Raw genomic sequence first — 25,381 nt, 5'->3', positions numbered from 1 at the left:
GATCAGGAAGACAGCGCCCGTTCGCCACAGGCGAGCATCACACGTCCAGGTACGTCCGTTCGCCCGGCCCAAGCAGCCGGAGCCGGTCGCCGAACCCCGCGAACGCCTGCTCGACCGTATCCCTGCCCTGCGTGAAATGAGCCCAGTGCTCGCAGTGCAGCGGCACCACGTACCGGGCCTGGAGGATCTCCGCGGCCGTGACGGCGTCGGCACTCGGCAACGTGAGGAACCCGTCCACCAGCGGCGTCCGCGCCCCACCCGCGAACAGCAGTGCCACGTCCACCGGCCCCACCCGCTCCGCGACGGCCCGCACGACGTCGAGCGAGGCGTTGTCCCCGCTCACATAGACGGTCGGCAGCCCCTCCCCGGCGAGCACGAACCCGGTCACCTCCCCCACCAGGTGCTCGGTCCCGTCAGGCCCGTGCTGGGCCGGTACCCCGGTCACCCGCACCACACCACCCACCTCGACGGACGTCGCCGATCGGGTATTCGCCGGGCGCGTCGAACGTGGGATCGGTCAGCAGCCGCACGCCGCCCAGCTCCAGCACCGCGGTCGGCCCGCCGAGGTAACGAATTTCCATGACCGTCAACGACACGACGCCACGCCGGGTTATTCCGCCCGGAGCCCGTCGTCGATCCGCCAGGTCGCCCGATGGCAGAGCACGCGGAAGCCGGCCCGGCACATCGTCGCAGCTCAGCGGGGTTAGGCGGCAGTTGACCAAGATGGACGTCCCATGTACCGGCGCTGGACGTCACGTGCATACCAGAAGACATTCGTAAAGCTACCCATGGGTAGTTTTTGCGGATCCGTGCCATAGCGACAGAATCTCTTCATGGCAACCTACGCTGCGCTACGACCCGGAGATCCACAACGGCTGGGGGGCCTGGATCTCCTCGGCAGGCTCGGCGAGGGCGGCCAGGGCGTCGTATATCTCGCCAAAGACCATTCTGGCGGACATGTCGCGGTCAAATGGCTGCGGCCCGACCTGTCCGGCGACCACGCCAGCGTCGAGCGGTTCCTGCGCGAGGTCCAGGTGGCCCAACAGGTGGCGCCGTTCTGCACTGCCGCCGTCCTGGGCACGGGGGTTGAGCAGGACCGGCCGTACATCATCAGCGAGTTCATCGAGGGGCCCTCGCTGCAGCGAGTGGTGCAGGAGGAGGGCCCACGCTCGGGCACTGTCCTGCACCGGCTGGCCATCGGCACCGCCACCGCGCTGGCCGCCATTCACCAGGCCGGGATCGTGCACCGCGACTTCAAGCCCGCCAACGTGATCATCGGTGCGGACGGGCCGCGGGTGATCGACTTCGGCATCGCCAGGGCGCTGAACGCCACCTCCACCGTCAGCAGCACGGTCGTGGGCACGCCGTCGTACATGCCGCCCGAGCAGATCATGGGGCATACCGTGGGGCCGGCCGCCGACATGTTCGCGTGGGGGAGCACGATGGTGTTCGCCGCGTCGGGCCGGGCGCCGTTCGGCAGCGACACGATGCCCGCGGTGATCAACCGCGTGCTCAACCAGCAGCCGGATCTGGGCGTCCTGGACGGAATGCTGCGTGACGTGGTGGGCGCCTGCCTGAACAAGGATCCGGCCCAGCGGCCCACCGCCGAGCAGGTGATCATGCGCTTGCTGCAGCACCCGGCGCCCAAGCCCGGCATGCTCGCGCAGGCCGCCGCCGAAGCGGCCCCGCAGACGCCCTTCGCGCCGCCGTCCGGCCCGCTCTCGGGCTCGCAGCCAAGCCCGCCCTCAGGTCCGCAGTCAGGCGCGCCCTCAGGTCCGCGGTCGGGCCCGCCCTCGAATCCTCAGTCCGGGCCGCTTCCCTATCCCGGCCAATTCCCGCACCCAGCGCCGGCCGCGCATTCCGGGCCGGTCCCGCCACCTCCCCAGCAGCAGCGGCAGCCGCCGGCGCCGCCGTACGCGCAGCCGACGTACCACAGCGCGTACAACCAGCCGCCGAAGAAGAGCAAGGCACCGCTGATCGCCGGCATCACGGTGGCGGTCGCGTTGCTGCTACTCGCCGGGGTGATCGTGATCATCCAGATGGACAAGGCGTCGTCGGTGCAGGCGGGACCGTCCGGCTCGCCCGATCGCACACAGACCAGCGGCAGCGCCAGCCCGAGCACCAGCACCAGCCCGAGCCCGAACCCGTCGAGCCCCAACCCGTCGTCCACGGCCCAGGCCGCGGTGCCGAGGACGGGCACCAAGCAGACGCTTCCCGGCGCCAAGGTCGTGCTGTACGAGAACCCGTCCGACGCGATCGTCCTGACCTCTTACGAGATCTTCGACAAGGGGAAGGACGACTGGATCGACTACGCGAGGGGCTCGCTCCGCGGCCCGTTCACGAAGTACGCCGGCAACTGGGAGTCCATGGTCTCGCCCGACGGGCGCTATCTGGCCAGCAGGGGCAGGAGCTACAGCTCCGACGACTTCGACTTCATCTACATCACCGACCGGCAGTCCGGCGAGCGTACGACGGTCAAGACCGTCAAGGAGCCGCTGATCAGCAGCATCAGGGCCTGGTCGAAGGACGGCTCGAAGATCCTGCTCAACACGGAGCGGAAGACCGGCGAGGACAAGTGGGTCTATCTCGGCTTCGTCGTCGTGGACGTGGCCACGAAGGAAGCCACCACGGTCAACGTGTCCGACTCCTCCGTCCGCGACACGGCCTTCGGCTTCGACGGCGCCGACGAGGGCGTGGTCAACGCCTACGGCAGCGAGAAGAACCGCGGCCTGCGCTTCTTCGACGCCCAGGGCAAGACCACGCGCTCGATGCCGGGCATCGGCACGCTTTCGGCCGGCACGCAGGACATCTTCTCGCCGTCGGGCAAGGCGTTCGTCACCAACTGCCCCAACGGCGGGGACGGCGACCACTGCATCTGGGACGCCGCCTCCGGTGATCGCCTGCGCAAGTTCTACTCCGACTGCGACAAGGTGCTCGGCTTCTACGACGAGAACCACCTCTACTGCTGGGAGCAGGACAACGGCACCCACGACGAGATCCAGGTGATCGACTTCACCGGCAAGCTGTTGCGCAAGCTGGTGGAGGTGCCGGACGAGGTGGACTTCAGCCCCGCCTTCACCATCAACCCGCAACGAGGCTCCTGAACCATCCGGCAAGGACAGCCGTGATGAGGTCATGAAGACGCTGATCCGTATGGCCGTGACCGCCGCGGCACTCGCGACGGTGGCGGCCGCCTGCACCTCCTCCACGGGAGAGTCCCCGGCACCGCCCAAGAAGACGACCCTCGGCGCAGTCCGCCTGGTCGCCTACAACAGCTGCGACGACATGCTGGCGGGCCTGCGGGAGAAGGCGGCGGCGAACGTCGGCCCGTGGGGGTTCGGCGGCGTCATGCCCCTGACGGCGCGGGCGGAGGACACGGCGGCGATCACCCCCAACGCGAAGACGGCCGTGCCCGAGCACTCCACGACCAACGTGCACGAGGCCGGCGTGGACGAGCCTGACCTGGTCAAGACCGACGGCAACCGCGTGATCACGGTGACCGGCGGCACGCTGCGGGTCATCGACACCGCCACGCGGAAGGTCACCTCGACACTGAAGCTGACCGAAGGCGACGAGCGCGTCTTCGCCCCCGCTGACCTGCTGCTGTCGGGAGACCGCGCCCTGGTGTTGTTCCGCGGCTTCGGCGACGTCATGTTCAAGGCGTCCAGGGTCCCGTACGCCGACACCCGGTACGTGCTGGTCGACCTGGCCGGCGAACCCAAGGTCCTGAGCACGGTCAAACCTCAGGGCACGTACGTGGACGCCAGGATGGTCGGCTCCACGGTCAGGATCGTCACCCGCAGCCAGCCCGACATCCCGCTCCCGCAGCCCAAGGAGGAGACCTCGGAGGCCGAGCGGATCAAGGCGAACCAGGCCGCGGTGCGGCAGGCCCCGATCGAGGCCTGGCTCCCCAAGATCGAGATCACGGACGCGTCCGGCGCCGTCAGGAACGACACGGTCGCATGCGAGCGGGTCAGCCACCCCGCCGACTACACGGGCACCTCGCTCCTGACAGTCCACACGCTCGACCTGGCACAGGGCCTCACCACGGCGGGGACCGCCCCGATCAGCCTCGCCGCCGACGGCGACATCGTGTACGGCACCGGCACGAGCCTGTACGTGGCCAGCAACCCGCGGTGGTGGTCGGTGGTCCCGATGCCGATCGAGGACACCCCGGACGCCCCCCCGGCGGAGGAGCCCACCCCTGACGAGCCGAAGCCGTCCCCCACGATCCCGCCGGAGGAGACCGAGATCCACCGGTTCGACGTCGCTTCGCCAGGACCGCCCTCCTACGTGGCCTCGGGCAAGGTCAACGGCAGGCTGCTGAACCAGTACTCGATGTCCGAGCACGACGGCCATCTCCGCGTCGCCACCACGCTCACCTCGGCGGACGGCAGGAACAGCTCCAGCACCCTCCACGTGCTGAAGGCCGACACGCTGGCCAAGAGCGGCGAGGTCGGCGGGCTCGGCGAGGGCGAGCGCATCTATTCGGTCAGGTTCATCGGCCCGGTCGGCTACTGCGTCACGTTCAAGCAGGTAGACCCGCTCTACACGCTCGACCTGCGAGACCCGGCGGCCCCCAAGGTGACCGGCGAGCTGAAGATCACCGGCTACTCGGCGTACCTGCACCCCGGCGGCGAGGGCAGGCTGATCGGCATCGGCCAGGAGGCCAGCGAGCAGGGCAGAACGCTCGGCACCCAGGTGTCGCTGTTCGACGTCAGCGACCCGGCCAGCCCGCGCAGGCTGTCGCAGCTGTTCCAGAAGGAGTCCGGGTCCGAGGCCGAGTGGGATCCGCACGCGTTCCTGTACTGGCCGAAGACCGGCCTGTCGGTGATCCCGCTGACCCAGCAGAACGAGTCGGGCGCGCTCGTCCTCAAGATCGATGACTCGGGCGTGTCGAAGCTGGGCATGATCAAGCACCCTGCCCAGAGCGGCCAGGACTACCAGCCCGGCATCCAGCGCTCGATGGTCATCGGCGACACGATCTGGACGTTCTCGCAGGAGGGCATCCAGGTCAACGACGCCGCGACACTCGCCTCACAAGCCTGGATCCCGCTTCGTTAAGCAACCGAGGGTGCCGGTTCGTAGCGAATCAGAGCTCGCGGCACCCCTTTTTTATGGACTTTTCCCGACAGATGATGAAAGCTTTACTGACATCGTCCCGTCGAGAAAGGGCTTTCATGCGGCCACTCACCCCCCTGCTCGCATTGCTCATCGGCGCTCTGGCGTTACCCATGACGCCAATTCCCGTCTCCGCCGCCGCACCGGACGGCACGTACATCGTTCAGCTCAACCCGGCGATGCGGGCGCCCCGCGGCGCCGCCCAGGACCAGGTGTCCCAGCACGGCGGCGAGCTCGTCGGCGTCTACGAGCACGCCTTCAAGGGCTACACCGCGCGTCTGAGCGCGGCCGCCGCCGAGCAGCTCAAGCGGAACCCGAACGTGCTCAGCGTCGAGCCCGACGCCGAGGTCACCGCCTTCCCGCAGACCACGCCCACCGGCGTCCGCCGGATCTTCGGCCCCGACAACCCGAACCTGGACATCGACGGCACCGACGACGTCCGCATCGACGTGGACGTCGCGGTCGTCGACACCGGCGTCGACTACACCCACCCCGACCTCAACGTGGTGGCGCGCACCAACTGCGTGAACGGCCTCTGCCGTGACAACAACGGCACGGACGACAACGGCCACGGCTCGCACGTCGCGGGCACCGTGGGAGCCATCGACAACGCGATCGGCCCGGTCGGCGTCGCGCCCGGCGCCCGGATCCACGGTGTGAAGGTGCTCAACGCGTCCGGTTCCGGCACCCTGTCCGGGATCGCCGCCGGCATCGACTGGGTGGTGGCCCGCGCGTCCACCATCGAGGTCATCAACCTCAGCCTGGGCTGCAACGGCTGCTCCAGCAGCGCGATCAGCAATGCGATCGCGAACGCGGTCAACCGCGGCGTCGTGGTCGTGGTGGCCGCCGGCAACAGCCACGCGAACACCGCCAACTTCTTCCCCGCCAACCACCCCGACGTGGTGACCGTCTCGGCCATGACCGACAACGACGGCCTGCCCGGCGGCGCCGGCGGCAGCACGTTGTCCTGCCGCAGCGAGACCGACCAGGACGACACCTCGGCGTTCTACTCCAACTACGGCGCCACCGTAGAGATCACCGCGCCGGGCACCTGCATCTACTCGACGTGGCGGAACGGCGGCTACAACACCATCAGCGGCACCTCGATGGCCTCCCCGCACGTGGCGGGCGCGGCCGGCATCCTCACCTCGGGCGCCCGCAAGCCGACGACCAGGGCAGGCTCGCTGGCGGTCCGCAGCACGCTGATCTCCACCGGTAACGCCAACTGGACCGACGACTCGGGCGACGGCGTCAAGGAGCCGCTGCTCGACGTGCACGACGCCACGCGTTACTAGCCCCCGGCGTAAGAGTCAGCGGGCGGCCTGCGGGCCGCCCGCCAGCTCGCGGGCGATGTCCAGGTGTCCGGCGTGCCGCATGTACTCCTCCAGGACGTGGAACATGATCCACCCGAGCGTCGGCGGCTCCTTGGGCGGCGCGAACCGCCCGATCCGCGAGGCTCGATCGGACAGCCGCCCCTCGGCCACGACCTGCCTGGACCGCTCGCACTGCGCCAAGTAGAACTCCTTGACCTGCTCGAACGACTCGGAGGTGACCAGCCGGCCCTCGTCGTCGCGGTCACCCTGTGGATCCTCGACCGGCTCGCCCGCGTAGTCCCAGACGAACCACCGTCGCTCCATGTACGCCAGATGCTTCAGCATCGCCACCGGAGTCCACCCGGACGGCACCTGGCTCACCTCGGGCTCGGGAAACCCGTCCAGCGCACGCAGGATCTCCCCGCGATAGTGGTCGAGATACCCCTCCAGCAGCTCGCGGGGGTCGGACAACTGCCTGGACGGCTCGGCCATGCTCACTCCGGTTGGACGACGGGGACGATCTCGGGCGCGCCGAGCCTGATCGCGTCCGCCTCCTGGTCGGAGTCCTGCTCCTGGGAGCGGCGCTCGGCCTCCACACGCTTGGTGAAGTATTCCACCTCCCTCTTGACCTGCTCCCCGTCCCAGCCGAGCGGCCCGGCCAGCAGCTCGGCGGCCTCCTGCGCAACGGCCTGGCCGCGGTGGAAGGTCTCGATGGAGATGTGCGTACGCCGGGTCAGCACGTCGTTGAGATGCCTGGCGCCCTCGTGGGTGGCGGCGTAGACGATCTCGGCGCGCAGGTAGTCGTCGGCCCCGGTGAGCGGCCTGGCCAGCGACGGGTCCCGCTCGATCAGCTCCAGCACCTCGTCGATCAGCGACCCGTACCGCTGGAGCAGGTGCTCGATCCTGGCCACATGCAGGGACGAGCTCTGGGCGAGCCGGTACCTGGAGTTCCACAACGCCTGATAACCCTCGGCGCCGACGAGCGGGATGCGGTCGGTGCACGAGCGCGGCACCCGCTGGTCGAGCCCGTGCGCCACGGCGTCCACGGCGTCGCGCGCCATGACGCGGTAGGTCGTGTATTTCCCTCCCGCGATCATCACCAGCCCCGGCACCGGGTGCGCCACCACGTGCTCTCGGGACAACTTCGAGGTCTCGTCGGACTCGCCCGACAGCAGTGGCCGCAGCCCGGCGTAGACGCCCTCGACGTCGTCCCGGGTCAGCGGCACCGACAGCACGGCGTTCACGTGGTCGAGCAGGTAGTCGATGTCCGCCCGGGAGGCCGCGGGGTGGACCTTGTCCAGCGTCCACTCGGTGTCGGTGGTGCCGATGATCCAGTGGCGGCCCCAGGGGATCACGAACAACACCGACTTCTCGGTACGCAGGATGATCCCGGTCAGCGAGTGGATCCGGTCGCGCGGCACGACCAGGTGGATGCCCTTGGAGGCACGCACGTGGATCTGGCCTCGCCCGCCCACCAGCTCCTGGATGTCGTCGGTCCAGACGCCGGTGGCGTTGACCACCTGCTGGGCACGTACTTCCAGCTCGTCACCGCACTCCAGGTCGCGCACCCGCACGCCGGTGACCCGCTCGCCCTCTCGCAGGAACCCCACCACCTGCGACCGGGGCGCGACGAGGGCGCCGTACGTGGCCGCCGTGCGCAGCGTCGTCATCACGTAACGCGCGTCGTCCACCTGGGCGTCCCAGTACTGGACGGCGCCGGTGAAGGCGGCCTTCTTCAGTGCCGGGGCCAGCCGCAGTGCCCGCGACCTGGACAGGTGCCGATGGCCGGGGACGCCGCGGCTGACCCCGGACGCGAACCCGAGCGTGTCGTAGAGCGCTACGCCGGCGCCCACGTACGGGCGCTCCCAGCCGTAATGGGTCATCGGGAAGAGGAACGGCACCGGTCTGACCAGGTGGGGTGCGATCCGCTGGAGCAGGAGCGCGCGTTCCTGGAGCGCCTCGCGTACGAGCTCGAAATTGAGCTGCTCCAGGTAACGCAGGCCCCCGTGGATGAGCTTGGAGGAGCGGGAGGAGGTGCCCGAGGCGAAGTCCCTGGCCTCGACCAGCGCGACGTCGAGGCCGCGGGTCGCGGCGTCGAGCGCGATCCCCGCACCGACGACGCCGCCGCCGACCACGACCACGTCGAGCTCCCGCGCGGCCATGTCCTCCAGTGCCGCGGCGCGTTCCGCCGGCCCGAGCCGCGCCACGCTCCTTCCCGACGCCATAGCTCCCCCTATCGCCTGCGCTCCATACCTACCCACGCCCAGCCCCTGTACGACCCCCGCCCGGGGCGTCGCCGGTCCCTCCGCACGAATCCCACCCTCTCACCAGCACCTCATCTCAATGCCGCCACCTGCCCACGATGGTCGGTTTCGTCTGGGGCATCCCCGTCCGGACACCGGCCGGAGTCCCCGGTGCTGGGCCTCAGGGAGGGACGCCGTCAGGTGCGTACGACCTTGACGCCCGCGTCGGAGAGCTGGCCGGCGACGGCGTCCGGCAGCCGGGAGTCGGTGACGAGCGTGTCGATCTGGTTGATGGGGCAGATGCGGGAGAACGCCCGCTTGCCGATCTTCGAGGAGTCGGCCACCACGACCACCTGGGCGGCCCGGCTGATCAGCAGGTGGTTGACGCTGGCCTCGCCCTCGTGGTGCGCCGACGCGCCCATCTCGACGTCGAGCCCGTCCACGCCGAGGAAGGCCACGTCCAGCGTCACCTGCTCCAGCACGCCGGACGCCAGCGGCCCGATGAGCTCGTACGACTGCTGCCTGGCCACCCCGCCGGTCACCACGATCTTGACGTGCCGGCGTACGGTGAGCTCGGCGGCGATGTTGAGCGCGTTCGTGACGATCGTGAAGCCGCTCTCCAGCGTGGACAGCGTGGCGAGGGTGCGCGCCAGCTCGGAGGTGGTCGTGCCGCCGTTGAGCCCGACCACGGCCCCCGGCGTGACCAGCTCGGCCGCCGCGGTCGCGATGCGATGCTTCTCGTCGGCGTGCCTGGCCGTCTTGTAACGCAGCGGCAGGTCGTAACTCACGCTCTGCGCGACCGCCCCGCCCCGCGTGCGCATGAGCATCTGCTGCTGGGCCAGCTGGTCGAAGTCCCGCCGGATCGTCGCGGTGGAGACGTCGAGCGCCTGAGCGGCCTCCTCGACCGACAGCCTGCCCTCCTGGACCAGCAGCTCGAGGATGGCGTTCCAGCGGTCGTAGCGGGACACGTAGGCCTCCTAGCGGATGTGGTCAGGAACTGCGTCCAAGTGCCGAGCTCCGCTCGGAAGGCCGTGATGGATGTCCTCGCTTCGCTGCGGATCCATCACAGCGTGGCACACCAACGCAGCCCGAGCCACCACTGCACATTGCTGCTCTTTCCTGCTATAAACAATGCAGAAACAATCAAACCTGGAGGCATGGGTGACCACCCACACCGAGGCCGAGATCGCATCCCAGCCGTCGTGCTGGCGGCGGGCCGTCGAGGACGTGACGGCCGGAGCTCACGCGAGCTCCAGCGCGCTGCCGCGCCGGGGCGAGCGGGTCGCCGTCGTCGGCTGCGGCACGTCGTGGTTCATCGCGATGGCGTACGCGGCCCTGCGTGAGCGCGCCGGGCACGGCGAGACCGACGCCTTCGCCGCCTCCGAGTTCCCCGCAGGCCGCCACTACGACCGCGTTCTGGCACTGACCCGTTCTGGCACCACGACGGAGGTGCTGGAGCTACTGGCCCAGATCGACACGGCGACCACGGCCATCACCGCCGACCCCACGACCCCGATCATGACGGCCGCCGACGAGGTCGTGGTGCTCGACTACGCCGACGAGCGGTCGGTCGTGCAGACCAGATTCGCCACCACGCAGCTCGCCCTGCTGCGTGCCAGCCTCGGCGAAGATCTCACGCAGGCGATCGCCGACGCCGAGGAGGCCGTGGCCGCGCCGCTGCCGGACACGCTGGTGGGGGCCGAGCAGTTCAGCTTCCTCGGCGCCGGCTGGTCGGTCGGGCTGGCGCAGGAGGCGGCGCTGAAGATGCGCGAGGCGTCCCGGTCGTGGACGGAGGCGTACCCGGCCATGGAATACCGACACGGTCCCATCAGCATCGCCGCGCCCGGGCGGGTGACGTGGATGCTCGGCGCCGCGCCCGGCAGCCTGCGGGCGCAGGTCGAGGAGACCGGCGGCACGTTCTTCGAGACCGGGCTCGACCCGATGGCCGAGCTGATCCGCGCGCAGCGAGTGGCCGTCGCCAGGGCCTTCGCCCGAGGGCTGAATCCCGATGAGCCCATGCACCTCACGCGATCTGTGATTCTTTCCTCATGAGCCTTACTCTCGCCGACGCCAGGATCGTGACTCCCGAGGGAGTGCACGAGGGGTGGCTGACCATAGAAGACGGCCGCATCACGCATGTCGGCCAAGGATCCGCCCCGGGACCGGGCCTGAGCCTGGGCGGCCGGCACGTCGTCCCCGGGTTCGTGGACATCCACAACCACGGCGGGGCGGGCGGCTCGTTCCCCACCGGCGAGCAGGACCGCGCCCGCGACGCGGTGGCGCTGCACCGGCGGCACGGCACCACGACGACCATGGCCAGCCTGGTCACCGACTCGCTCGACGGGCTGACCCGGGCCGCTGCGGCGCTGGCCGAGCTGTGCGAGGAGGGGCTGCTGGCAGGCATCCACCTCGAGGGGCCCTACATCGCCAGGAGCCGCTGTGGGGCGCACGACCCGACGCTGCTGCGCGAGCCGTCGACGCAGGAGTTCGCAGGGCTGGTGAAGGCCGGGCGGGGACACGTACGCATGATCACCGTCGCGGCCGAGCTGCCCGGCGCGCTGGACATGATCCGCATGGCCGTGACCGAAGGCGTGATCGCGGCCATCGGGCACAGCGACGCCGACTACGACCAGACGATCATCGGCATCGAGGCGGGCGCGAGCGTGGCCACGCATCTCTACAACGCCATGCCGCCGCTCGGGCACCGCGCCCCCGGACCCGTGGCGGCGCTGCTCGACGATGAGCGGGTGACGGTCGAGCTGATCAACGACGGGGTGCACGTGCACCCGGCCATGCTGCGGCTGGCGTCCGAGGTGGCAGGGCCCGGCAGGACCGCGCTGGTCACGGACGCGATGGCGGCCACCGGGCTGGGCGACGGCGACTACGCTCTCGGCTCCATGCAGGTACGCGTGGACGGCGGCGTGGCCCGGCTCGTCAAGAGCGGCTCCATCGCGGGCTCCACGCTGACCATGGACGTCGCCTTCCGGCGCGCCGTGCGCGAGGTGGGCATGTCGCTGCCGGACGCCGTCCAGGTCGCCTCGCTGACGCCGGCGCGGGTGCTGGGCCTGGCCGACAGGATCGGCTCCATCGCCGTCGGCAAGGCGGCCGATCTCGTGGTGCTCTCCGACGAGCTGGAGGTGGCCGGGGTGATGAAGGACGGCGTCTGGGTCACGGAGCCCTGATGATCCTCACCGTGACGCTCAACATGGCGCTCGACGTGACCTACGAGGTGCCCGCCGTCGACTGGGACGGAGTCAACCGGGTCGGCGCCGTGCATCGGCGCGCGGGCGGCAAGGGCGTCAACGTGGCCCGCGTGTTGGCCGCGCTCGGCCACGAGGTCCTGGTCACCGGCCTGGTGGGCGGGCCGACAGGGCGGGCCATCGAGGAGGACTTGGAGTCGGCGGGGCTGCGGGGCGAGCTGTGCGGCATCGCCGGTGACTCCCGCACCACACTGGCGATCTGCGAGACCGGCGGCCCGTCCCCGGACGCGACACCCGCTCCGTATCCGCCCTCCCGCCAAGGGACCCCGGCCCAGCACGAGAGGGTCGGCTCCCGGCGCACCGCGCTGTTCAACGAGCCCGGACCCCAGGTCACAGCCGCCGAGCTGGCCGGCTTCGTGCGGCGCTACACGTCCCTGGCGTCGGACGCCGACGTGGTCGTCATCTCCGGAAGCCTGCCGCGCGGCGTGCCCGCCGACTTCTACGCCACCCTCGCCGGCATCCCCGGCGCACCCGTCATCGTGGACGCCGACGGCGAGCCGCTGCGCCACGCCCCCAAGGGCCGCCCAGCCGTCGTCAAGCCCAACGCGGAGGAGCTGGCCAGAGCCTTTCCCGGTGGCCAGGGCGCGGAGGAGCTGCGCAGCCAGGGTGCGGAAGCCGTGGTGGTGTCGATGGGCGCCGACGGGCTCCTGGCCGTGACCGGGGAAGGAACCTTCCGGGCGCGCATGCCGTACACCGTGGAAGGCAACCCGACCGGGGCTGGCGACGCGCTCGTCGCGGGGCTGGCGATGGACCTGGCCCAGTCGTGGCCCGACCGGCTCAGGAGGGCCGCGGCGCTCGGCGCGGCGGCCGTGGCCGCGCCAGTGGCCGGCGAGTTCGACCGCGACGTGTACGCCGCCATCCATCCACAGATCGTCATCACGTAAGGAGCCAGGCCATGCCCCTCGCCGCCATCGGCGACATCGTCCGCCAGTCGCCCGCGGGGGTGGGCGCCTTCAACGTGATCCAGCTGGAGCACGCCGGCGCCATCGTGGCCGGCGCCGAGGCACTCGGCCTGCCGGTCGTCCTGCAGATCAGCGAGAACTGCGTGCGTTACCACGGCGCGCTGGAGCCGATCGCGCTGGCCTCGCTCGCGGTGGCCCGGCGAGCCGACGTGCCGGTCGCCGTCCACCTCGACCACGCCACCGACCGCGCGCTCGTCGAGGAGGCGGTGGCGCTGGGGTTCGGCTCGGTCATGTACGACGCCTCCGCGCTGCTCGACGAGGACAACGTCCGCGCGACCGCCGAGGTGGTGGCCTGGTGCCACGAGCGGGGCGTGTGGGTGGAGGCCGAGCTGGGCGAGGTCGGCGGCAAGGACGGCGTGCACGCGCCCGGCGCCCGCACCAAGCCGCACGAGGCGGTCGACTACGTGGCCAGGACCGGCGTGGACGCGCTGGCCGTGGCCGTGGGCACCTCACACGCGATGACCACCAAGGACGCGGTGCTGGACCTGGAGCTCGTCGCCGAGTTGCGGGCCGCGGTGCCGGTGCCGCTGGTGTTGCACGGCTCGTCGGGCGTGCCGGACGACGTGCTGCGCGAGGCCGTACGGCGCGGCATGAAGAAGATCAACATCGCGACGCACCTGAACAAGGCGTTCACCGGCGCGGTACGCGACTACCTGGCCCACGACGAGCGCGTCGTCGACCCCCGCAAGTACGTCAAGGCCGGCCGCGACGCTGTGGCGCGCGAGGTCACGCACCTGCTCGGCGTGCTCACGGGCTGAGCTCCTTCCGCATCATCACGGCGGAGCGGCCCTTGACGCCTTCCCGGCCGGTCTCGACGTAGCCGAGTGAGGTGTACAGGGCGATGTTGGAGTCCATCTTGACGTTCGTGTAGAGGCGCAGCGCGGGCAGCCCCAGCCGGCGCGCCTCCTCCTCGGCGTACGCCAGCAGCCCGCGCCCGATGCCCTTGCCGTGGCTCTCGGGCCGTACGGCGACATTGTCGACCAGCAGGACCCCGTCCTCGGACACGAGCACGATCAGCCCTTGGAGGTCGTCGGTGACGTGCACCCGCCCGGCCTCGATGAGCGCGCCGTAGTCGGCCTCCATCGGGACCGGCCGCATGCCGATGACCTCGATCCACGGCTCGTAGGCGGCGTGGACCAGCTGCTCAACGTCGGCTCTGTCCTCGGGCCGGGCAAGTCTCATGCGGCCAATGTTGCCAGCACCCGCTCGACCTGCCGCCGGAAGGTCCCCGGAGGATTGCGCGGGCTCTCGTGCGACAGCAGGAACAACCAGGTCATCCCGTGCAGTTTGCGGTAGTCGCGCATCAGCCGCTCCTCCGGCGGGCTCAGCTCGAACCGCCGCGCGATGTCCACCTCGCCCTCCACCCACATGGACACGTGCTCGGCCATCTCCGCCAGCTCACCAGGGGAGGGGCCGCCCGTCGCGGAAGAAACCGCCGGTCGGCCCGTCATCCGGCAGATCGACGCCCCACAGCACGCTCCTCGCCCCCTCGGCGACGGGCCGCCCGCCCGGACCACCCATGTCCGTCGCCACCCAGCCGGGGCAGACGGCGTTCACCAGGATCCGGTCCTGCCGCAGCTCGGCGGCCAGCATCTTCGTCAGCGCGTTGAGCGCGGCCTTCGACACCGCGTACGCCGGCGTGCCCGCCCCCATGGACGCCAGGGACCCGATCTCGCTGGACACGTTCACCACTCGTCCGCCTCGCAGGAGGGGCAGGAGCGCCTGCGTCACCCGCCACGCCCCCAGCAGGTTCGTCTCCAAAGCCTCCCGCACCACGCCCAGATCCGCGTCCACGGCCCGCTGCCAGGTGTCGTAGTGAATGGCCGCGTTGTTGACCAGGACGTCCACCCGCTCATGAGACTCCCGCACGCCCTCGGCGAACGTGTCCACGGACTCCTGGTCCGAGACGTCCAGTCGCGTCGGCACCACCTCGCCGCCCAGCCCCTGAGCCGCCGTCTCGGCCTTGGCCAGGTCCCTGGCGGCGAGCAGCACCGTGTCACCGGCCAGCGCGAGCTGCCGGGACACCTCCAGCCCGATCCCCCGATTGGCCCCCGTGACCACGCATACCCGACCCGCCATCAATGCCCCTGCTCATTTGCCTCGCGCCTGCGTCGCAGGAACTCGCGCTCCACCTCGTTGCCCGCCCGGTCGATGGCCGCCTCGTACGCCTGCGCCGCCTCCTCATGCCGCCCCAGCCGCCGCAACAGGTCGGCACGCACGGCGTGGAACAGGTGATAGCCCGCCACGTCGAGCCCGTCGACCAGGGCCAACGCCTTCTCGGGCCCTTCCGTCTCGGCCACCGCCACGGCCCGGTGCAAGGCCACGACCGGGCTAGGGTCGTACCTCAGGAGCTGATCGTACAGCCGCAGGATCTGACCCCAGTCGGTGTCCGCCACGCTCGGCGCGTCGCTGTGCACCGCGTTGACCGCGGCCTGGATCTGGTACGGCCCCGGCCGGTCGATCCGCAGGCAGCTCCGCACGAGGACCTGTCCCTCCTCGATGTGCCCGCGGTCCCAAAGCCCTCGATCCTGCTCGGCCAGGGGCACCAGCTCGCCCGCCGGCCCCACGCGCGCGGCCCGCCGCGACTCGATGAGCAGCATGAGCGCGAGCAATCCCATGACCTCGGGCTCCTCTGGCATGAGCGCGGCCAGCAGCCGCCCGAGTCTGATGGCCTCCGCGCAGAGCTCCTCGCGCACGAGCCGATCGCCCGAGCTGGCCGTATACCCCTCGTTGAAGATCAGATAGATCACGGCCAGCACGGCGCGCAGCCGCTCAGGCAGATCGCGTTCCTCCGGCACCCGGTACGGGATCTTCGCAGCTCGGATCTTGTTCTTGGCCCGAACCAGCCGCTGTGCCATGGTCGGCTCGGGCACCAGGAACGCCTGCGCGATCTCCGCCGTGGTCAGGCCGCCGAGCAACCGCAGCGTCAGGGCGACCTGGGCGTGGACGGCGAGCGCGGGATGGCAGCAGGTGAAGATCAGTCGCAGCCGGTCATCGCGTACCGGCCCCTCCTCCGCAGGCTCGTCGCGGACCTGCAGCAGCGCGGCCTGAGCATGCTTGTCCTGCCGCACCGACTCCCTGCGCAGCCGGTCGAGGGCCCGGTTGCGGGCGGTGGTGATGATCCACCCCGCCGGGCTCGGCGGCACCCCGTCCACCGGCCAGCGCCGCACCGCGACCGTGAACGCCTCCTGCACGGCCTCCTCGGCCACGTCGATGTCCCCGAAGGCACGCACCAGCACGGCCACGGCCCGGCCGTACTCCTCCCGGAACACCCGCTCGATCTCGGGCATGAACCCGCCTCAACGCCCCCGGCGCGCCATCGACTCCACCGTGTTCTTGGCCTCCAGCAGGGACGCCCCGGTCGCCTCGCGGTAGATCTTGATGGCCAGGATCGTCTTCCTCCTCTCCAAGGCGTGGTAGAACTCCGGCGGCAGGAACGGGCCGCCGGAGTTCGCGAGCTCGGGATCGATGCCGAGATGCCGCTGAAGATCCGCCACCTGCCGCTCAAGCCGGGCAATTCTGTCCTCTACGGATTCCATGGTCGAAACACTACGCGTCCGGATCAAGCAGCACGCGCACGAGTTGCTGCGCGAACCCCGCCCGGCCGCTCGGTGTAGCCCCCGTGCCCGCCCTTGCGGGCGAGCGCGGAATCCTGGCCATGGCAAAATGCGGATGAATGCAACGGCCTGCATGATCCTGAGTACAGTCAGTAAGCAGGGCCTCTACGCTGACGGGAGCTGATCGTGAGGGAGGAGTCACAAGAAGTGACCGCCACCGTGATTGACCCGCAAGGAAGGTTTCGCGTCGACCTGCCCAACTCGGCCTACCAGATGTGGGTCGACGGGGTGCTCTGGGATTACCTCCACATCGCACACGACGGCACCCGAGTCGAAATCATCGATGGAGAGATCGTGCTGTCTCCCGCCCCCAGCCTCATGCACCCATTCATCTGCACGGAGATCGTCAACCTCATCGACGAGGCGCGCTTCAAGGACCCGTCCTACCGTTGGCGGGGTGTCGTCGCCAGCGGGCTGAACTTCGTCGCAGAGGAAAACGGCTACATCCCGGACGTTACCGTCCTGGACGAGGAAGTCATGCATGAGGCATTGAAGCTCGACCAGAGGCACCTGATCACTGACCAATCCGAACTGGTCGTCGAAGTGACTTCCCCCTCGAACGCACACTTCGACCGGCGTTCGACCGGCAAGCGGGCGGGCAAGGGCAAGTGGTGCGGATACGCGCGGGCCGAGATCCCCTACTACCTACTCATAGACCTCGACCCCGCCGTCTCCGCGATCACCCTCTACTCGATCCCCGACCAGGCCTCCGCCGCCTACCTCCATGAGGAGAGCTGGAGTATCGGCGAAACGATCGCCCTGCCCGACCCGATCGGGATCGAGATCCCCACGGACAAGTGGAAGCCTTGGGCCTGACCGGTGACGGCCCTCTGGATCCTTCCGAAGGCCGGTCAACTTCAGCGCTGGGTCGGCGCCACCACGACCTCGACCCGCTGGAACTCCTTGATGTCGGAGTAACCGGTCGACGCCATCGTCCGCTTCAAAGCACCCATCAGGTTCATCGACCCGTCCGCCACACTCGACGGCCCGTGCAGGATCTGCGCCAGCGTCCCCACGGTCCCGAACTCGACCCGCCGCCCCCTCGGCAGATCCGGGTGGTGCGCCTCCGACCCCCAGTGGAACCCGTGCCCCGGCGCCTCGGCGGCCCGCGCCAGCGGCGAACCCACCATCACGGCGTCCGCCCCGCACGCGATCGCCTTCGCGATGTCCCCGGACGTGCCCATGCCGCCGTCGGCGATCACGTGAACGTACCGCCCGCCTGACTCGTCCATGTAGTCTCGCCGCGCCGCCGCGACGTCCGAGATCGCGGTCGCCATCGGCACCGCCACCCCGAGCACGTTACGCGTGGTGTGCGAGGCGCCGCCGCCGAAGCCCACCAGCACCCCGGCCGCGCCGGTGCGCATCAGGTGCAGGGCGGCCGTGTACGTGGCGCAGCCGCCCACGATGACCGGCACGTCCAGCTCGTAGATGAACTGCTTGAGGTTGAGCGGCTCGGCCCGCCCCGACACGTGCTCGGCGGAGACGGTGGTGCCGCGGATGACGAAGATGTCCACGCCCGCGTCGATCACGGCCTTGTGGTATTGGACCGTGCGCTGCGGCGACAGGCGTACGGCTGTGGTCACCCCTGAGGCGCGGATCTCTTCGATGCGCCGCCCGATCAGGTCCTCCTTGATCGGTGCCGCGTAGATCTCCTGGAGCCGCTTGGTGGCCGCCGCCGCGTCGAGCGCGGCGCATTCCTCCAGCAACGGCGACGGGTCTTCGTACCGCGTCCAGAGCCCTTCGAGGTCGAGCGGGGCCAGGCCGCCGAGCCGTCCGATCTCGATGGCGGTGGCCGGCGACACCACGCTGTCCATGGGCGCGACGACCACGGGCAGCTCGAACCGGTAGGCGTCGATCTGCCAGGCGATCGAGACCTCCTCCGGGTCACGAGTGCGCCGCGAGGGCACCAGGCCGATCTCGTCAAGCGCGTACGCCCGGCGCCCGGTCTTCCCCCGGCCGATCTCCACCTGCTGAGTCATGAACTTACCTTCTGTGATAGTTCGGAGCTTCCACGGTCATCTGGATGTCGTGGGGGTGGCTCTCCTTGAGGCCCGCCGCCGTGATCGGCATGAGCTGCCCGTCGCTGTGCATCTGCTCGATCGTGCGGCATCCGGCATACCACATGCCCTGGCGCAACCCGCCGACCAGTTGGTGCGCGACGGCCGCGACCGGCCCGCGGTAGGGCACCTGCCCCTCGATGCCCTCAGGGATGTATTTGTCATCGCCGCCGACGTCGGCCTGCGCGTAGCGGTCCTTGCTGAAGGAGGTGCCACCGCGCTCGCGGTTGCGTACGGCGCCGAGCGACCCCATGCCCCGGTACGACTTGAACTGCTTGCCGTTGATGAAGATCAGCTCACCGGGCGACTCTTCGCACCCGGCCAGCAGCGAGCCCAGCATGACCGTGTTCGCGCCGGCCGCGATGGCCTTGACGATGTCGCCGGAGTATTGCAGGCCGCCGTCGCCGATGACCGGGATGCCCGCCGGCGCGCACGCCTTGGACGCCTCATAGATGGCCGTCACCTGCGGCGCGCCCACGCCGGCCACCACCCGGGTGGTGCAGATGGAGCCGGGCCCGACCCCCACCTTGACCGCGTCCGCGCCCGCGTCGACGAGCATCTGCGCGCCTGCCCTGGTCGCGATGTTGCCACCGATGACCTGGACCTTGCTGTTGGCCTTGAGCTTGCCGATCATGTCGGCCAGCCCCTTGGAGTGCCCGTGGGCCACATCCACGATCACCACGTCCACACCGGCCTCGATCAGCGCCTTGGCACGCAGCTCGGCATCGCCGCCGACGCCCACGGCAGCGCCCACGAGCAGCCGGCCGTCGGCGTCCTTGGTGGACAGCGGATATTGCTCGCTCTTGGTGAAGTCCTTGACCGTGATCAGGCCGCGCAGCCTGCCCTCGGAATCGACCAGGGGCAGCTTCTCGATCTTGTTGTGCCTGAGCAGCGCGAACGCCTCGTCCCGCGACACCCCCACCGGCGCGGTGACCAGCGGCATCTTGGTCATGACCTCGCGTACGGGCCGCGACTGGTCGGTCTCGAAGCGCATGTCGCGATTTGTCACGATGCCGACGAGCGTGCCCGCCACGTCCGTCACGGGCACCCCCGAGATCCGGTACGTCGCGCACAACCGCTCCACGTCGGCCAGTGTGTCATCCGGGCTACAGGTGACCGGGTTGGTCACCATCCCCGCCTCGGAGCGTTTGACCAGATCGACCTGCTGTGCCTGCTCCTCGACCGACAGGTTGCGGTGAAGGATGCCGATGCCGCCCTGCCTGGCCATGGCGACCGCCATGCGCGCCTCGGTGACGGTGTCCATGGCCGCCGAGACCAGCGGGATGGACAGCGAGATGCCGCGCGACAGGCGGGACCTGGTGTCGGCCTCCCCCGGCTGCAGGTCGGAATAGGCTGGCACCAACAGCACGTCATCGAAGGTCAAACCCGTATCGGTGAACTTGGACATGCTGCGGCCCCCTCTGCCGTTGCCTTGATTGGACCAAGTCTAGGGCCTGCGTCCAAACTGCGTTTCGGGGCCTCGCCGTGTTCATGCGCCTCACTCCGTGAGGCCGGCTCGGTAGCCAGACGCCAAGATGCCGGGAGGACGATGACCCCCACGGTCCGTCGTACTCCCGGCATCAAAAGTGCCGGGGGATGGGACGGTCGGTGATCCGTCCCATCCCCCGGCCACCGGCACCCGTTGCGGTGACGCGACGCACCACCGAACCCCCCTCCGCGTTCTGATGAGCGACGCGACCACCACTGCCTCTAGAGGATGCCGACGCTAAGTAAAGACTGCGTTACTCAACGGCACATCGCAAGGTAAAAACGTGCAATTGCACGAAGTTGCATCGCAGGGGTGGCGAGTCGGCGCAAGCAGCGGACACGAGCCGAATGCGGCGTTATTCTCGCGGCACGCCGTGAACCCCCAACGGAGCCGCACATAATGCGCAACGAGTCCCGCATCGGGTCAGATCCCTTCGAGACGCTGGGCCTCGATCCCGCCCAGCGTGCGCTCTACACGGCCATTCTGCGGCTGCACAGAGCGACGCGCACGGATCTCGCACAGGCCATGGACGGGCCCGTGGAGAAGGTCGGCCGCCAGCTCGACGACCTCGTCAAGCTGGGCGTGGTCGACGAACGATCAGGAGAATACCTGGCCAGGCACCCGGCCGCAGCCCTCGGCCGGTTGATCGCCGAGCGTCTGGACCGGCTGGCCGAGGAGAGCCGCATGATCGACTCGGCACTCGGCTCGATCCGCACCCTGATCCGCGACTACGACGCCGGCCGGGACTACCAGAGCGGCCCGTTCACCGTGGAAATGGCGAGCGGCGCGGACGTGCTCTACGAAAGCGTTGTGGGCATAGCGGTGCAGTCGCCCGGAATGGAATTGCTCATCGCCATTCCGGATGAGCGCACTATGACTGACTTTGTCCGTAAATTTGCGGACCCATGGATAGATGCGCAAAAACGAAACCTTCTTACGGTTCGCGCCGTCATCCCGGTCGCCACCCTCACGGTGCCCGGCGTCCGCGACCAGCTGATCGAACTCGTCGAGGCCGGCGGCAGGGTACGCACGCTGCGCAACGTCCCGAGCTGGTTCATGACCGCGGGGCCGGAGGTCGCGGGTCTGCCCGCCTCCTGGGGCGGCAACCTGCCCGACCACGCGTACAACTTCTACCTCATCCGCACGCCGATCATGGTCGGCGTCCTCCGCACGCTCTTCGACGAGCTGTGGGCCCGGGCTGTCCCCCTCCCCTGGGGCCGCAGGGACGGCGGGATGGTGCAGGTCCTGCGCCTGGCGGCGCAGGGCATGTGTGACGAGTCGATCGCCCGCCAGCTGCGCGTGTCGGTCAGGACGGTACGCGCCAGGTTCGCCGACGCCATGGCCGAGCTCGGCACGCAGTCGCGCTTCCATGCAGGTGTGGAGGCCACCCGGCGTGGATGGCTCAGCTAATACTCTCCGCTCGGGCCGCATCGGTCATATGGTGGGAAGGTGCTGGAAGACGTCCCCCGCGACCCGTTCGCGGACGACCCGAACGACCCTTCCTCGGCGATGGGAGCGCTCGACGACGCGGAGCCACTGACCGCACAAGAACGTGACGAGGCCATCACCGACCTCGCCGACGTCGAGGTCTTCCGCTCTCTGCTCGAACCGCAGGGGGTGCTGGGTCTCGTGCTCGACTGCCCGGAATGCGGCGAGCAGCACTTCTTCGACTGGGAGCTGCTGCGCGGCAACCTACGACAAATGATCGAGAAAGGCCAGCCCCAGGTCCACGAGCCTGCCTTTCACCCCGACCCGGCCGACTACGTCACTTGGGAGTACGCCAGAGGCTACGTCGATGGCGTCATCGACACGGAGGAACGCCACTGACCGACACCACCGAGCACGGATGAGCCCGCGCGGTCACCGTCACCGGCAGAGCCCAGCCCACCGCCGCCGAACACGGAGGAATGCCGGAGACCACCCTCGTCACCGTCAAGGACATCTGTGACGAGAGCGGCCAGCAGCCGCACAGCCGGATCGCCGTGGTGGACCGAGCCTTGGTAAATCATGCTCTGACGGACCCCTTGAGAGTCCTCACCACAGCCGAGCGCATCGAGCAGCGCGTCGGTCTCTTCCTCTGGCGTCAAGCCGACTCCAGCTCGGCCATCTGCCGCAACCTGGCCAATGCCCGATGCTGGGCGACGCGGACCGCACCTGGTGACATACCGAGTACATTACCGGTCTCCTCCGCGGACAGCCCCGAGACCACTCGCATGAGCAGCAATTCCCGCTGGTTCTCTGGCAGCCTGGCCAGCAGCCTGCGCGCGTGCTCGACCTCGATGTAGCGGACCACGGTCTCCTCGGGTCCCGGCCCGTCGTCCGGGCCGTCCGGCAGATCCTGGGTCGGCACGGCCGACCGCACCGAACTCCGCAGAGCGTCGGCCACCTTGTGCGAGGCGATCCCGAAGACGAAGGACGCGAAGGGCCGCCCCATGTCCCGGTACCGCGGCAGCGCGGACAACACCGCGATGCACACCTCCTGGGCAACGTCATCGGCAATGTGATATTGCCCTGAAACCCTGCCCAGCCTGGCGCGGCAATACCGCACCACCATCGGACGCAACTCACCGAGCAGAGATTCGATCGCACTGCGATCTCCCTGCACGGCGAGGCTCGTCAGTTCCCTAAGGTCGGAGTCATCCGTCCGTGCCGGAAGTCTCGACGCGAGCCTTACCCCAATTTTGGCGTCGGCGACGCTTCCCTCGCTCACGATAGGCATGATGCCCGCGTTGATCCTGCCTGTCGTCATGGCGAACGGCTACGGATTGGTCACATTGAAGCGACGATAACGAGCAGTAATCAATCGACCACACTAAGACTTATTACCCGACATAATATTTCACTCCACAACCCGAAATGCACGTCAATTGTCAGACCATAGACGCTTATCACCCTCTTCCGGTTTACTCCAATAATCCACCTTTTCCCCCACTTCTCCCCATGCCCGGCCAGGTCACCTCTTGAGCCGCATGCTGAGCTGCGAGCCGAGCTCTCGGAACCCAAGCGCTCGAGCGACGCGTCGCGACGGCTCAGGGCGGGCCCTCCACTGCGGCAACAAGCCGCCCGCCAAGGCATCCGCGACCGCCGCGGAGGCCACCTGCCGGGCAAGCCCGCGGCCGCGATACCCGGGAGCGGTCAGGATGGACAGGTGAGCCGCCGTACCGAGCCATGACTGGTACCCGGCTGCGGCGACCACATCATGCCCCGCACGGACGACGAAAGCGGCCGAAGTGATCTCCTCCAGACCGCTCTCCTCCGCCTCCGGCTGCTCCACCGCCGCCATCAGCGCGCGTACGTCACGATGGACCGCAGGCACGCGTTCGATCTCGGCATCGGCATGGACGGCGACGAAGTCGCCGGCGTCCAGGTACGCCAGCGTCGCCGGCCCCAGAACCTCCACTGCGGGCACCTGAGCCGGCAGCGAACCCAGATCGTCGTCGGCTTCCCGCACGTGGTGGACCAGCGTGCTCCGCAACGGCTCGATCAGGCCGGCATCGGGGACGGTGGCCAGGACCGCGCCATCCAGGGCGACGACGCCGGCCCATCCCGGCGGGCACAACAACGACTCGGGGGAGACCACGACATTCACCCCGCCGCGTACGGGGAACGTGGCCGGCACCCGAGCCAGGTTCACCCACAACCGACGCGCTTCATCCAGAGAACGCAACGACATCCGTCGATGATCCCGTCCGATGCGGGTTCGGCGCCAGCCCGCGTGCCGCGCTGTGCGGCGGGAATCAACATGAGGGAGGTCCATGCCTGGTCGCACCAAGCAGGGGCCGGCCCTCAGCGCTCTACGGGAGGCGCGGATCGTCATGCATTGGCACGCCTACCAGTGGACGGGTGCCGGCGCCGATCGCGACAACGAGGCCGAGCGGCGGCCGGATTCGCCCGACTTCCGGGTGTCCGCCCTGCCCCCGATGCGGACGGGCGATTGGCTGGCCAAGCCCGCCTCCCGGATCGCGGCCAGCTTCGACGACGTCGAGGCGGCGGTCGGCTGGCTCGCGGCCGCGTACGGCGACATGAGCGACGCGCTCCTCGTGCCCGACCGCATCCCGTTGGACGACCGGCTGGCGGGCGCCAGGGACTTGCTGCCACGCGGTGTGGACGTGCAGTGGGGCGAATGGCTGCAGGGTGGCCGGTTCGCCACCATCGGCATGATCTGCTGCCCGAACCGGCACGCTGCCCATCCGTGCCCGATCCGGCGCAGTGCCGGGGTGGCCAGCCTATAAAGGATCATTCGTCGCGGGTGTCGAGCAGCTCCAGATACCCCTGAACGGCCTCCCACAGGTGATGCTCCGGATACCGGCCGATCCCCCGGTGCTCTCGCCGCCACTGCCGCTCCCAGTACGAACGATGTACGGCACGCAGGTGCTCGAGAGCCGCTTCGAGCTCGCCGGCGACCTGCGTGCGCTCCTCCTCGGCGCCGGCCGTCACCCGTCGCAGCCGATCGAAGCGCCGCCCGCGCAGCGCGTCCAGCACGCCCTTGTCGAGCCCGTCCAACGACCAGAACCGGACCGGGCCCCGGATGACGTGGTTCCACACCGGATCCCGGAAGGACCGCCAGTAGTAGGCGATGCCGCCCTGGTCCAGCCGCAGGAAGTCGACCAGCCACGCGGTGCCGGGCGGTTGAGAGCCCCAGGTCACCTCCTCCGGCGGCAGGTTCAGCACGAAGACGGCCTCGATGTGATCAATGGGATCGACGCCCTCCAGAAGATCACCGAAGACATACGCGGCACGCAGGAACGGCTCCGCCGCCGGCACGCGTCTGGTCTGGTCGCACGCCTCGGCGAGCATCCGCAACCGCTCCACCGCCCGCTCGTACCGCATCCTGCGCCGCCTCCCTACGCTTGGCTCGCGACCAGCGTACGGACAACCTCGAGGTCACCGGGCGCCCCAGTCCCAGAGGGCTTGGAGTACGGGGCCGAGGCGGCGCCCGTGCGGGGTCAGCCCGTAGTGGGTGCTGGACGGCCAGCCGGGCTCGCGCCGCCGGTTCACGACGCCTGCTTCGGTGAGATGTGCCAGCCGATCGGACAGGACCTTGTCCGACAGCGCAGGCAGCGCCTGGCGGAGTTCGGTGAAGGTGCGCTCGCCGTGCAGAAGCTCGCGGATGACCAAGGTCGTCCAACGACCACGCAGGGCGGCCAGGGTGATCTCGACCGGACACGACGGGGTGGGTTCTGTGACGGCCGCACGCGGGTCCTCGGGCAGGCCCGGGCGGGTCGCGTGACGGTGACCAACCGTTTGGTGAGTCACGAAGGCGCCTCCTAGCGTTGCCGCGTCCCCCTACTACTACCTTCTGGAAGGACGTGCGTTGAG

At 69.4% G+C, this 25,381-nt stretch carries 27 protein-coding genes; 11 read left to right on the top strand and 16 right to left on the bottom strand.

The features are described from left to right. Positions 1-37: 37 nt before the first annotated feature. Positions 38-445, bottom strand: a complete 408-nt coding sequence (locus ACTWPT_RS21050) for an MBL fold metallo-hydrolase (RefSeq protein ID WP_443179117.1) — start codon at positions 443-445, stop codon at positions 38-40. Continuing rightward, on the bottom strand, positions 414-581 hold the full coding sequence (locus ACTWPT_RS21045) for a hypothetical protein (protein WP_443179116.1): 168 nt from the start codon (positions 579-581) through the stop codon (positions 414-416). The genes ACTWPT_RS21050 and ACTWPT_RS21045 overlap by 32 nt, the downstream gene beginning before the upstream one ends. 252 nt (positions 582-833) lie before the next feature. Between ACTWPT_RS21045 and ACTWPT_RS21040 the strand changes: the two genes are divergently transcribed. The 3 genes from ACTWPT_RS21040 to ACTWPT_RS21030 all read left to right on the top strand — a co-directional run bounded on the left by ACTWPT_RS21040 (position 834) and on the right by ACTWPT_RS21030 (position 6,416). Next, positions 834-3,104, top strand: coding sequence for a protein kinase domain-containing protein (locus ACTWPT_RS21040; protein WP_443179115.1), 2,271 nt, complete (start codon positions 834-836; stop codon positions 3,102-3,104). A gap of 31 nt (positions 3,105-3,135) precedes the next feature. Continuing rightward, on the top strand, positions 3,136-5,064 hold the full coding sequence (locus ACTWPT_RS21035) for a beta-propeller domain-containing protein (RefSeq protein WP_443179114.1): 1,929 nt from the start codon (positions 3,136-3,138) through the stop codon (positions 5,062-5,064). Between the two features lie 170 nt (positions 5,065-5,234). Beyond that, on the top strand, positions 5,235-6,416 hold the full coding sequence (locus ACTWPT_RS21030; RefSeq protein WP_443179113.1) for a S8 family serine peptidase: 1,182 nt from the start codon (positions 5,235-5,237) through the stop codon (positions 6,414-6,416). Between the two features lie 15 nt (positions 6,417-6,431). Here ACTWPT_RS21030 and ACTWPT_RS21025 read toward each other — a convergent pair whose 3' ends face one another. From ACTWPT_RS21025 to ACTWPT_RS21015, 3 genes are all read right to left on the bottom strand, one after another. Continuing rightward, positions 6,432-6,926 carry a mycothiol transferase gene (locus tag ACTWPT_RS21025; protein ID WP_443179112.1) on the bottom strand — a complete coding sequence of 165 codons (495 nt, stop codon included), beginning with the start codon at positions 6,924-6,926 and terminating at the stop codon, positions 6,432-6,434. 2 nt (positions 6,927-6,928) lie between these two features. Continuing rightward, positions 6,929-8,659, bottom strand: a complete 1,731-nt coding sequence (locus tag ACTWPT_RS21020; RefSeq protein ID WP_443179111.1) for a glycerol-3-phosphate dehydrogenase/oxidase — start codon at positions 8,657-8,659, stop codon at positions 6,929-6,931. A gap of 215 nt (positions 8,660-8,874) precedes the next feature. Further along, positions 8,875-9,645 carry a DeoR/GlpR family DNA-binding transcription regulator gene (locus ACTWPT_RS21015; protein WP_443179110.1) on the bottom strand — a complete coding sequence of 257 codons (771 nt, stop codon included), beginning with the start codon at positions 9,643-9,645 and terminating at the stop codon, positions 8,875-8,877. Between the two features lie 193 nt (positions 9,646-9,838). Here ACTWPT_RS21015 and ACTWPT_RS21010 point away from each other — a divergent pair, with 193 nt between their 5' ends. The 4 genes from ACTWPT_RS21010 to ACTWPT_RS20995 are packed head-to-tail and all read left to right on the top strand — an operon-like array spanning position 9,839 to position 13,657. Beyond that, complete coding sequence (locus ACTWPT_RS21010) at positions 9,839-10,729, top strand: SIS domain-containing protein (RefSeq protein ID WP_443179109.1); 891 nt, start codon at positions 9,839-9,841, stop codon at positions 10,727-10,729. Continuing rightward, positions 10,726-11,859: an N-acetylglucosamine-6-phosphate deacetylase gene (gene nagA / locus ACTWPT_RS21005; protein WP_443179108.1), complete on the top strand. Its 1,134-nt coding sequence runs from the start codon at positions 10,726-10,728 to the stop codon at positions 11,857-11,859. The genes ACTWPT_RS21010 and nagA overlap by 4 nt, the downstream gene beginning before the upstream one ends. After that, positions 11,859-12,821, top strand: a complete 963-nt coding sequence (locus tag ACTWPT_RS21000) for a 1-phosphofructokinase family hexose kinase (protein WP_443179107.1) — start codon at positions 11,859-11,861, stop codon at positions 12,819-12,821. The genes nagA and ACTWPT_RS21000 overlap by 1 nt, the downstream gene beginning before the upstream one ends. A gap of 11 nt (positions 12,822-12,832) precedes the next feature. Then, on the top strand, positions 12,833-13,657 hold the full coding sequence (locus ACTWPT_RS20995; protein ID WP_443179106.1) for a class II fructose-bisphosphate aldolase: 825 nt from the start codon (positions 12,833-12,835) through the stop codon (positions 13,655-13,657). On the opposite strand, the gene ACTWPT_RS20990 is transcribed toward ACTWPT_RS20995, so the two are convergent. From ACTWPT_RS20990 to ACTWPT_RS20970, 5 genes are read right to left on the bottom strand one after another with little or no spacing between them, the layout of a single operon-like run. Continuing rightward, positions 13,647-14,081, bottom strand: coding sequence for a GNAT family N-acetyltransferase (locus tag ACTWPT_RS20990; RefSeq protein WP_443179105.1), 435 nt, complete (start codon positions 14,079-14,081; stop codon positions 13,647-13,649). The genes ACTWPT_RS20995 and ACTWPT_RS20990 overlap by 11 nt on opposite strands. After that, positions 14,078-14,287: a hypothetical protein gene (locus ACTWPT_RS20985; protein ID WP_443179104.1), complete on the bottom strand. Its 210-nt coding sequence runs from the start codon at positions 14,285-14,287 to the stop codon at positions 14,078-14,080. Before ACTWPT_RS20985 ends, ACTWPT_RS20990 begins: the two co-directional genes overlap by 4 nt. Before the next feature lie 10 nt (positions 14,288-14,297). Continuing rightward, positions 14,298-14,978: an SDR family NAD(P)-dependent oxidoreductase gene (locus tag ACTWPT_RS20980; protein ID WP_443179103.1), complete on the bottom strand. Its 681-nt coding sequence runs from the start codon at positions 14,976-14,978 to the stop codon at positions 14,298-14,300. Beyond that, on the bottom strand, positions 14,978-16,189 hold the full coding sequence (locus ACTWPT_RS20975) for an RNA polymerase sigma factor (protein ID WP_443179102.1): 1,212 nt from the start codon (positions 16,187-16,189) through the stop codon (positions 14,978-14,980). The genes ACTWPT_RS20980 and ACTWPT_RS20975 overlap by 1 nt, the downstream gene beginning before the upstream one ends. 9 nt (positions 16,190-16,198) lie before the next feature. After that, complete coding sequence (locus ACTWPT_RS20970; protein WP_327585713.1) at positions 16,199-16,438, bottom strand: hypothetical protein; 240 nt, start codon at positions 16,436-16,438, stop codon at positions 16,199-16,201. A 225-nt stretch (positions 16,439-16,663) separates the two neighbouring features. Here ACTWPT_RS20970 and ACTWPT_RS20965 point away from each other — a divergent pair, with 225 nt between their 5' ends. After that, on the top strand, positions 16,664-17,332 hold the full coding sequence (locus ACTWPT_RS20965; protein WP_443179101.1) for a Uma2 family endonuclease: 669 nt from the start codon (positions 16,664-16,666) through the stop codon (positions 17,330-17,332). Between the two features lie 41 nt (positions 17,333-17,373). Here ACTWPT_RS20965 and ACTWPT_RS20960 read toward each other — a convergent pair whose 3' ends face one another. Next, complete coding sequence (locus ACTWPT_RS20960; protein WP_443179100.1) at positions 17,374-18,495, bottom strand: GuaB3 family IMP dehydrogenase-related protein; 1,122 nt, start codon at positions 18,493-18,495, stop codon at positions 17,374-17,376. 4 nt (positions 18,496-18,499) lie between these two features. After that, complete coding sequence (gene guaB, locus ACTWPT_RS20955) at positions 18,500-19,981, bottom strand: IMP dehydrogenase (RefSeq protein WP_443179099.1); 1,482 nt, start codon at positions 19,979-19,981, stop codon at positions 18,500-18,502. A gap of 480 nt (positions 19,982-20,461) precedes the next feature. On the opposite strand from guaB, the gene ACTWPT_RS20950 reads away from it, so the two are divergent. Both ACTWPT_RS20950 and ACTWPT_RS20945 read left to right on the top strand, forming a co-directional pair. Then, complete coding sequence (locus tag ACTWPT_RS20950; RefSeq protein WP_443179098.1) at positions 20,462-21,472, top strand: LuxR C-terminal-related transcriptional regulator; 1,011 nt, start codon at positions 20,462-20,464, stop codon at positions 21,470-21,472. A gap of 39 nt (positions 21,473-21,511) precedes the next feature. Next, entirely contained in the window at positions 21,512-21,889 is a 378-nt protein-coding gene (locus ACTWPT_RS20945; protein WP_443179097.1) for a DUF5319 domain-containing protein, read from the top strand. Positions 21,890-22,145: 256 nt separating this feature from the next. Here ACTWPT_RS20945 and ACTWPT_RS20940 read toward each other — a convergent pair whose 3' ends face one another. Beyond that, complete coding sequence (locus ACTWPT_RS20940; protein WP_305924480.1) at positions 22,146-22,781, bottom strand: sigma-70 family RNA polymerase sigma factor; 636 nt, start codon at positions 22,779-22,781, stop codon at positions 22,146-22,148. 234 nt (positions 22,782-23,015) lie between these two features. After that, positions 23,016-23,735 (bottom strand): GNAT family N-acetyltransferase, encoded by a 720-nt coding sequence (locus tag ACTWPT_RS20935; protein WP_443179096.1) that lies wholly within the window; start codon positions 23,733-23,735, stop codon positions 23,016-23,018. 82 nt (positions 23,736-23,817) lie between these two features. On the opposite strand from ACTWPT_RS20935, the gene ACTWPT_RS20930 reads away from it, so the two are divergent. Continuing rightward, positions 23,818-24,294: a hypothetical protein gene (locus tag ACTWPT_RS20930; RefSeq protein ID WP_443179095.1), complete on the top strand. Its 477-nt coding sequence runs from the start codon at positions 23,818-23,820 to the stop codon at positions 24,292-24,294. 4 nt (positions 24,295-24,298) lie between these two features. On the opposite strand, the gene ACTWPT_RS20925 is transcribed toward ACTWPT_RS20930, so the two are convergent. Both ACTWPT_RS20925 and ACTWPT_RS20920 read right to left on the bottom strand, forming a co-directional pair. After that, positions 24,299-24,892, bottom strand: a complete 594-nt coding sequence (locus tag ACTWPT_RS20925; RefSeq protein WP_443179094.1) for a DUF7711 family protein — start codon at positions 24,890-24,892, stop codon at positions 24,299-24,301. 54 nt (positions 24,893-24,946) lie between these two features. Continuing rightward, positions 24,947-25,318, bottom strand: a complete 372-nt coding sequence (locus tag ACTWPT_RS20920; RefSeq protein WP_443179093.1) for a winged helix-turn-helix transcriptional regulator — start codon at positions 25,316-25,318, stop codon at positions 24,947-24,949. Positions 25,319-25,381 lie beyond the last annotated feature (63 nt).

Source organism: Nonomuraea sp. 3N208, assembly GCF_052245935.1.
GTDB lineage: Bacteria > Actinomycetota > Actinomycetes > Streptosporangiales > Streptosporangiaceae > Nonomuraea.
This window is presented reverse-complemented; position numbering and strand designations above follow the sequence as displayed.

Coding starts and splice junctions, on each gene's coding strand:
- ACTWPT_RS21045 (WP_443179116.1), bottom strand. CDS start 581: ATGGAAATTCGTTACCTCGGCGGGCCGACCGCGGTGCTGGAGCTGGGC.
- ACTWPT_RS21040 (WP_443179115.1), top strand. CDS start 834: ATGGCAACCTACGCTGCGCTACGACCCGGAGATCCACAACGGCTGGGG.
- ACTWPT_RS21035 (WP_443179114.1), top strand. CDS start 3,136: ATGAAGACGCTGATCCGTATGGCCGTGACCGCCGCGGCACTCGCGACG.
- ACTWPT_RS21030 (WP_443179113.1), top strand. CDS start 5,235: ATGACGCCAATTCCCGTCTCCGCCGCCGCACCGGACGGCACGTACATC.
- ACTWPT_RS21025 (WP_443179112.1), bottom strand. CDS start 6,926: ATGGCCGAGCCGTCCAGGCAGTTGTCCGACCCCCGCGAGCTGCTGGAG.
- ACTWPT_RS21020 (WP_443179111.1), bottom strand. CDS start 8,659: ATGGCGTCGGGAAGGAGCGTGGCGCGGCTCGGGCCGGCGGAACGCGCC.
- nagA (WP_443179108.1), top strand. CDS start 10,726: ATGAGCCTTACTCTCGCCGACGCCAGGATCGTGACTCCCGAGGGAGTG.
- ACTWPT_RS21000 (WP_443179107.1), top strand. CDS start 11,859: ATGATCCTCACCGTGACGCTCAACATGGCGCTCGACGTGACCTACGAG.
- ACTWPT_RS20995 (WP_443179106.1), top strand. CDS start 12,833: ATGCCCCTCGCCGCCATCGGCGACATCGTCCGCCAGTCGCCCGCGGGG.
- ACTWPT_RS20990 (WP_443179105.1), bottom strand. CDS start 14,081: ATGAGACTTGCCCGGCCCGAGGACAGAGCCGACGTTGAGCAGCTGGTC.
- ACTWPT_RS20985 (WP_443179104.1), bottom strand. CDS start 14,287: ATGGCCGAGCACGTGTCCATGTGGGTGGAGGGCGAGGTGGACATCGCG.
- ACTWPT_RS20980 (WP_443179103.1), bottom strand. CDS start 14,978: ATGGCGGGTCGGGTATGCGTGGTCACGGGGGCCAATCGGGGGATCGGG.
- ACTWPT_RS20975 (WP_443179102.1), bottom strand. CDS start 16,189: ATGCCCGAGATCGAGCGGGTGTTCCGGGAGGAGTACGGCCGGGCCGTG.
- ACTWPT_RS20970 (WP_327585713.1), bottom strand. CDS start 16,438: ATGGAATCCGTAGAGGACAGAATTGCCCGGCTTGAGCGGCAGGTGGCG.
- ACTWPT_RS20960 (WP_443179100.1), bottom strand. CDS start 18,495: ATGACTCAGCAGGTGGAGATCGGCCGGGGGAAGACCGGGCGCCGGGCG.
- guaB (WP_443179099.1), bottom strand. CDS start 19,981: ATGTCCAAGTTCACCGATACGGGTTTGACCTTCGATGACGTGCTGTTG.
- ACTWPT_RS20950 (WP_443179098.1), top strand. CDS start 20,462: ATGCGCAACGAGTCCCGCATCGGGTCAGATCCCTTCGAGACGCTGGGC.
- ACTWPT_RS20940 (WP_305924480.1), bottom strand. CDS start 22,781: ATGCCTATCGTGAGCGAGGGAAGCGTCGCCGACGCCAAAATTGGGGTA.
- ACTWPT_RS20935 (WP_443179096.1), bottom strand. CDS start 23,735: ATGTCGTTGCGTTCTCTGGATGAAGCGCGTCGGTTGTGGGTGAACCTG.
- ACTWPT_RS20930 (WP_443179095.1), top strand. CDS start 23,818: ATGCCTGGTCGCACCAAGCAGGGGCCGGCCCTCAGCGCTCTACGGGAG.
- ACTWPT_RS20925 (WP_443179094.1), bottom strand. CDS start 24,892: ATGCGGTACGAGCGGGCGGTGGAGCGGTTGCGGATGCTCGCCGAGGCG.